This window comes from Methanosaeta sp. UBA458, from assembly GCF_002496085.1.
Taxonomy (GTDB): Archaea; Halobacteriota; Methanosarcinia; order Methanotrichales; family Methanotrichaceae; genus Methanothrix; species Methanothrix soehngenii.
The window spans coordinates 1-5,181 of the sequence record NZ_DAIK01000102.1 but is presented as its reverse complement, the minus strand read 5'-3'; the positions used below and the strand labels follow the sequence as shown (position 1 = coordinate 5,181).

Below are 5,181 nucleotides of genomic sequence, written 5' to 3'. Positions count from 1 at the left end.
GCTTCCTGGACAAATCTCATATTGCCTTTTCATTCTACATCCGGAGAACAATTGTGTCCCACCTCTCAAATCCTCAACGGCCTGCCCAATTGTATCCAAGCCTCCCCGGCGTTGAGGGGGCCAGGGCATTAGCGCGGGAGGCCCGCGGGCCGACTCGCGGCGCCCACTGAAAAGGAGATCGCATTTATCTATACTAACCTTTAATCCTGACATGATTCTGGAAATCGACTAACAGAGATCACTTCTTTCCAATCTCGATGAGCAAATTTGTCCAAAGATTTAATAGATGGGCAAACCAATCAACTACAAAAAAGATATCAAATACGGCCAAGACACTCATGAAAATCTACCTGGACGTCTGCTGCATCAACCGGCCTTTTGATGACCAAACCGAAGAGAGAATCAGGATGGAATCAGAAGCAGTCCTGGCCATCTTAAAGAGGTGCCTCTTGGAGTGGACTCTCATAGGCAGCGAAGCCATAGATTACGAAATCTCCAGAATACCAGATGCCGAGAGGCGAAGGAAAGTGGAACAAATTGCCTCGATATCAAGAGAAAAGACCATTGTGGATGAGTCTATCGTCTCCAGAGCTCGGGAGATCGAGATGCAAGGGCTAAAGCCCATGGATGCTTTGCATCTGGCCTGTGCGGAGAGATCAGCGGATGTTATGCTGACCACGGATGATGAGATCTTGAGGGCAGCGATTAGGATGAGCGCGGACATCAAAGTCATAGTCATGAACCCTGCAAGGTGGTTGTTAGATGTCCTCTAAAGTAGATGTCAGAAGCATCAATGAGATCAGGAAGCTGGGGATAGATGCTCTAGCTGAAGCCCTGGGGCCTGTGGATATGGCCAGGTTCTTGCAGAGCTTTGATCTAGGGAGCGGCGACTATACGAAGGAGAGGGCGGGATGGCTGGACCAGAGCCTTGATGAGATCCTCGAAGAGATTAAGAGGAAAAGAAAGGAGTAGATCAAGAAGTCTGGTGATAGAATATCGAAATCTCAATCCTCACAAGTAAAGGGACGGCATTACCCTGCATGCTGCCTTCTCCTACCGGAATCCAAAGGAAGAATAAAGGCAAAAAAAGAAAAGAGTGAGATGCCTGGAAGGCTTACGCATCAGATGCAGCCGCTGCTTTTGTGATGGGATGGATTGGCGCGGGCTGCCCCTGTCGCCGTAGGCTAGAACGCTGAATTTGTGAATACCGAGCCTAAACAACCTGAACCGGCTCCTTAGAGACCTCGATGGTCTCGCCGCCTATTGGTGGAATGAGCAGGCCCCATTGCAGGCGAGCTGCGATCCACTCTTCCAGAGCCTCAATGAAATTTCTGCGTGCATCCTCAACGGTATGACCTGTGGCCCACACACCATCAAGTTCTGGGACATCTGCAAAATATGGCTCATCGCCATTATCTATGAACTTATACTGCACTTTCTCCAAGGCTGCCTGAATATACTCTGTAAACATGGAAAGACCTATAATGATGGATATGTATTTAGCGAGGAGCCTTTTTAAAATAATGCAAAGGAACACAAGTTACTTAAGCGCTCCAGAAAGCCCTGCTATGGAAATTGATCGAGGCGGATAAATGAAAAGCCATACGGACCTGCAATTGCCCTCAGGACTGGAAGGTCTTGCTGATCTGGCCTTAGATTTGCGCTGGACAGTTCGGTTGACGACAGACAGGGTCTGGGAGCTGCTGGATCCCGAGGCCTGGGAGAAGACCAAAAATCCCTATCTCATCCTGCAAAACATCTCAAAAAGCCGACTAAACGAGCTGGCACAAGACGATGCTCTGAGAACGGAGATAAGAGATTGGCAGGAGAGAAACACGAAATTTCTGGCACAGCCAGGATGGTGCGAGGAGCATTTCAATCTGGACTCTGTGGCCTACTTCAGTATGGAATTCGGCCTTTCTGAGGCCCTTCCCATCTACTCTGGAGGCCTGGGAATCCTGGCTGGAGACCACCTGAAGACGGCCAGCGACCTGGGAGTCCCACTGGTCGGAGTAGGCCTCCTCTACCAGCAGGGATACTTCCGTCAGGTTTTGGCCCAGGACGGATCTCAGATCGAGGCCTTTCCTTATAACGATCCAAACAGCCTTCCCATAGAGCCGGTCCAGGACGAGGAGGGAGGCAGGCTCAGAATCAAGATCAGCCTTCCGGGGAGGCATCTGTACTTAAGGGTTTGGAGGGCTCAGGTGGGCCGGGTGAACCTCTTTCTCCTGGACTCCAACGATCCTCTAAACAGCCCATGGGATAGGGCGATCACCGCCAGCCTTTATGCTCCCGGACAGGAGCTGCGCCTCATCCAGGAGATCATCTTGGGCGTGGGCGGCTGGCTGGCTATAAAAAAGATGGGAATAAAGCCTATTGTCTGCCATATGAACGAGGGCCATGCTGCATTTGTAGTCCTGGCCAGGGCCTATAGCTTCATGCATGAGGAAGGCTGCTCATTCCTGGAGGCTCTCTGGGCCACCCGGGCGGGAAATGTATTCACCACTCATACCCCGGTGGAGGCGGGTTTCGATCGATTCGATAGAGATCTTTTGAAAAAATATGCAAAGCATTATACAGACGCTCAAGGCCTCTTTCCGAATGATCTGGTCATAATGGGATTGAAGACCGAAAAGGATGACAGTAGCCCCTTTAACATCGCTCTTCTCGCTCTTAGCGGGAGCTGCTTTGTTAACGGAGTGAGCCGGCTTCATGCCCAGGTGAGCAAGAGGATCTTTCAGTCCCGCTATCCCCGCTGGCCGGAGAATGAGGTGCCTATTGATTACATTACCAATGGGGTTCATATTCCTACCTGGGATTCTCCTGTGGCCCAGAGATTATGGTCTTTGAGCTGTCCGACGGGATGCGGTCTGGACAGCATCGATTACGAGGCAGGAAAGATCGCCAGGCAGAGCGACCAGGATATCTGGAACTTCAGAGCTCTTGCCAGAAAAGACCTAATCGATTATGCTCGCAGGCGTCACGCCCGGCAGATGCAGGAGCATGGAGCCTCGTCTGAGGAGATAGAGACCGCCAGGCACGTCTTGGACCCCAATACCCTCACCATAGGCTTTGCCAGAAGGGCAACCGCCTACAAGCGCACAAATCTTCTCCTCAGGGACGAGGAGAAGCTGGTCAGTATTCTGACCAATCATGATAGGCCGGTTCAGCTCTTGATGGCTGCAAAGGCTCATCCTGCAGATGTCGCTGGGAAGGAGATGGTCAAGCAGATGGCCAACTTCGCCGACCGGCCGGATGTAACGGACCGGGTGATATTTCTCGAGGATTACGATATCGATCTGGCCCAGCATCTGCAGGCGGGAGTGGATTTATGGATTAACACTCCACTCCGTCCCAATGAGGCCTGCGGGACGAGCGGCATGAAGGTTCTGGCCAATGGCGGGCTGAACCTCTCCACTCTCGACGGATGGTGGGATGAGGCCTATGAACCACGGGTGGGCTGGCTGTTGGGAGATGAGGGAGATGAGATTGAGCCCCCTGCAGGCTTTGGGCCGGAAAGAGATGATTTAGATGCCCGGAACCTTTACCGTCTGCTGGAGGAGGAGGTAATACCGCTCTTCTACCAGCGGGACGATCAGGGAGTGCCATCATCCTGGGTGGCAAAGATCAAGGCCAGCATGACTGAGCTAACCCCGCGCTATAGCGGCAACCGGATGATGAAAGAGTATGTAGAGAAAGTCTACCAGCCAGCGGCTGACGCCTATAGAAAGAGGGCAAAAGAGGGTGCAAAGCTGGCGAAGGAGCTGGTGGGTTGGCAGAAGCGGATCAACCAATGCTGGAGAGGCGTTCATTTTGGCCATCAGAAGGTGACCAGGGACGAGGAGGATCGGTGGCACTTTCAGATAGAGGTATATTTAGGCGATGTCTATCCAGATGATATTCAGGTGGAGCTTTATGCCGATCCTCTGCCCCAATCCAGCCGGGGAGAGCAGATGAAGCCGGCGAGGATCCTTATGGATCAGAGAGGGACGCTTACCGGTTCAGTCAATGGGTTCGTTTACTGCGCTGATGTTCCAGCGAACAGGCATGCTGAGGATTATACCCCTCGTATTGTGCCCTATCATCCGGATGCGTTTATTCCCCAGGAGGATTCGCATATCCTATGGATGCGCTGATCAGCCGTTTTGAGGTCAAGATCTCTCAGAGATGGAGCCAGCTTGTAGACCTCATCCAAGGCCAATTGTTTTCCTTCCATGGAGATCGCATATCGCATTCCGGGCTCCACAATCAGCAATGCAATCGGGCTTAATCTGAATCCCAGCAGCCGATCTCCAGCGGCGATGACCAGGATCTTGATGATGGGATAGAGCACTCTGGATCCTGCCCTGATCTCTGCTCCTGCCAGTATATGCGTCTGCATCTTGGGGATCCATTTATTTTTAGTGTTTTTATTCATCTAACGCCCCCAGCCGATAGCATCCTTTATCAGCGATCTCATCTCCTTTTCCCGCAGGGCGGAGATAATCGCTGCTGGGATATGGATGGGACGCATTCTGGCCTCTGCCAGAAGCTCTCCCTCCAATCGCTCTTCTTCAAAGAATGGCTCGATCTGGATATCCGCTCCAAGATAACTGAGAAAAGCTGCTATAGACCAGAGCCTTCCAGTCAATATGGCAGTCTCGGAAGGATCATCAAGCCCTAACTTCAGGTGGCAGCGGATGGTCTTGAAGTGGAATGATCTGAAGAGATCCCGAATAAGATCGATAAAGGCGGGCATGGCTGCCAGCACAGACCTGATCCGGCGAACGCTTATTCCATCGGCATCGCCCTCTTCAATAACCTCCAATTCTCCGCCCTTTTCATCCGAGCCAGGATGGCTTTCATCTTGCCCTTCTTTATACTTTCTCTTGTCTGGTGATCCTCTTTTCGCTATTCCTGCGCTGCCTTTTTTAACTTTCTTAATCTCTTTTTCCTCATCTTTTTCCTTTTCACCCCCGGTTATCGATGCAATAAGATCGAGGGCTGATGGAGCGGAAGTCTCTCTATATAGCAGTCTGATGTTATGCCACGATATCCAGAGCCTTCCCAGAAGCTGGGTCTCCTTGCTTCTCAAGTCACCGCCTGCAGATATTCCCAGCCATGATCCTCTCAGCTTTCCCTCAACCAGTTGCCCCTCTTTGCAGAGGAACAGGCATAGACTTAAGGGAATTATCAGAAGGA

General features: G+C 51.6%; 6 protein-coding genes. 3 read left to right on the top strand and 3 right to left on the bottom strand.

Annotated features, from left to right (window positions below):
- The first annotated feature begins 338 nt into the window (after positions 1-338).
- Both BP822_RS07070 and BP822_RS07065 read left to right on the top strand, forming a co-directional pair.
- Positions 339-773, top strand: a complete 435-nt coding sequence (locus BP822_RS07070) for a PIN domain-containing protein (protein ID WP_286878047.1) — start codon at positions 339-341, stop codon at positions 771-773.
- A complete protein-coding gene (locus tag BP822_RS07065) occupies positions 763-972 on the top strand; it encodes a hypothetical protein (protein WP_013718073.1) in 210 nt (69 codons plus the stop codon). Before BP822_RS07070 ends, BP822_RS07065 begins: the two co-directional genes overlap by 11 nt.
- A 241-nt stretch (positions 973-1,213) precedes the next feature.
- Here the strand turns inward: BP822_RS07065 and BP822_RS07060 are convergent, their stop codons facing one another.
- Positions 1,214-1,537 (bottom strand): type II toxin-antitoxin system HicB family antitoxin, encoded by a 324-nt coding sequence (locus BP822_RS07060; protein ID WP_333655194.1) that lies wholly within the window; start codon positions 1,535-1,537, stop codon positions 1,214-1,216.
- A 55-nt stretch (positions 1,538-1,592) separates the two neighbouring features.
- Between BP822_RS07060 and glgP the strand changes: the two genes are divergently transcribed.
- Positions 1,593-4,136, top strand: coding sequence for an alpha-glucan family phosphorylase (gene glgP / locus BP822_RS07055; RefSeq protein ID WP_286878046.1), 2,544 nt, complete (start codon positions 1,593-1,595; stop codon positions 4,134-4,136).
- Here glgP and BP822_RS07050 read toward each other — a convergent pair.
- Both BP822_RS07050 and BP822_RS07045 read right to left on the bottom strand, forming a co-directional pair.
- Complete coding sequence (locus BP822_RS07050; protein WP_286859354.1) at positions 4,082-4,381, bottom strand: hypothetical protein; 300 nt, start codon at positions 4,379-4,381, stop codon at positions 4,082-4,084. The genes glgP and BP822_RS07050 overlap by 55 nt on opposite strands.
- Positions 4,382-4,417: 36 nt before the next feature.
- The coding region (locus tag BP822_RS07045; RefSeq protein ID WP_286878045.1) for a DUF2953 domain-containing protein at positions 4,418-5,181 on the bottom strand (764 nt) is incomplete at its 5' end.

Coding starts and splice junctions, on each gene's coding strand:
- BP822_RS07070 (WP_286878047.1), top strand. CDS start 339: ATGAAAATCTACCTGGACGTCTGCTGCATCAACCGGCCTTTTGATGAC.
- BP822_RS07065 (WP_013718073.1), top strand. CDS start 763: ATGTCCTCTAAAGTAGATGTCAGAAGCATCAATGAGATCAGGAAGCTG.
- glgP (WP_286878046.1), top strand. CDS start 1,593: ATGAAAAGCCATACGGACCTGCAATTGCCCTCAGGACTGGAAGGTCTT.
- BP822_RS07050 (WP_286859354.1), bottom strand. CDS start 4,381: ATGCAGACGCATATACTGGCAGGAGCAGAGATCAGGGCAGGATCCAGA.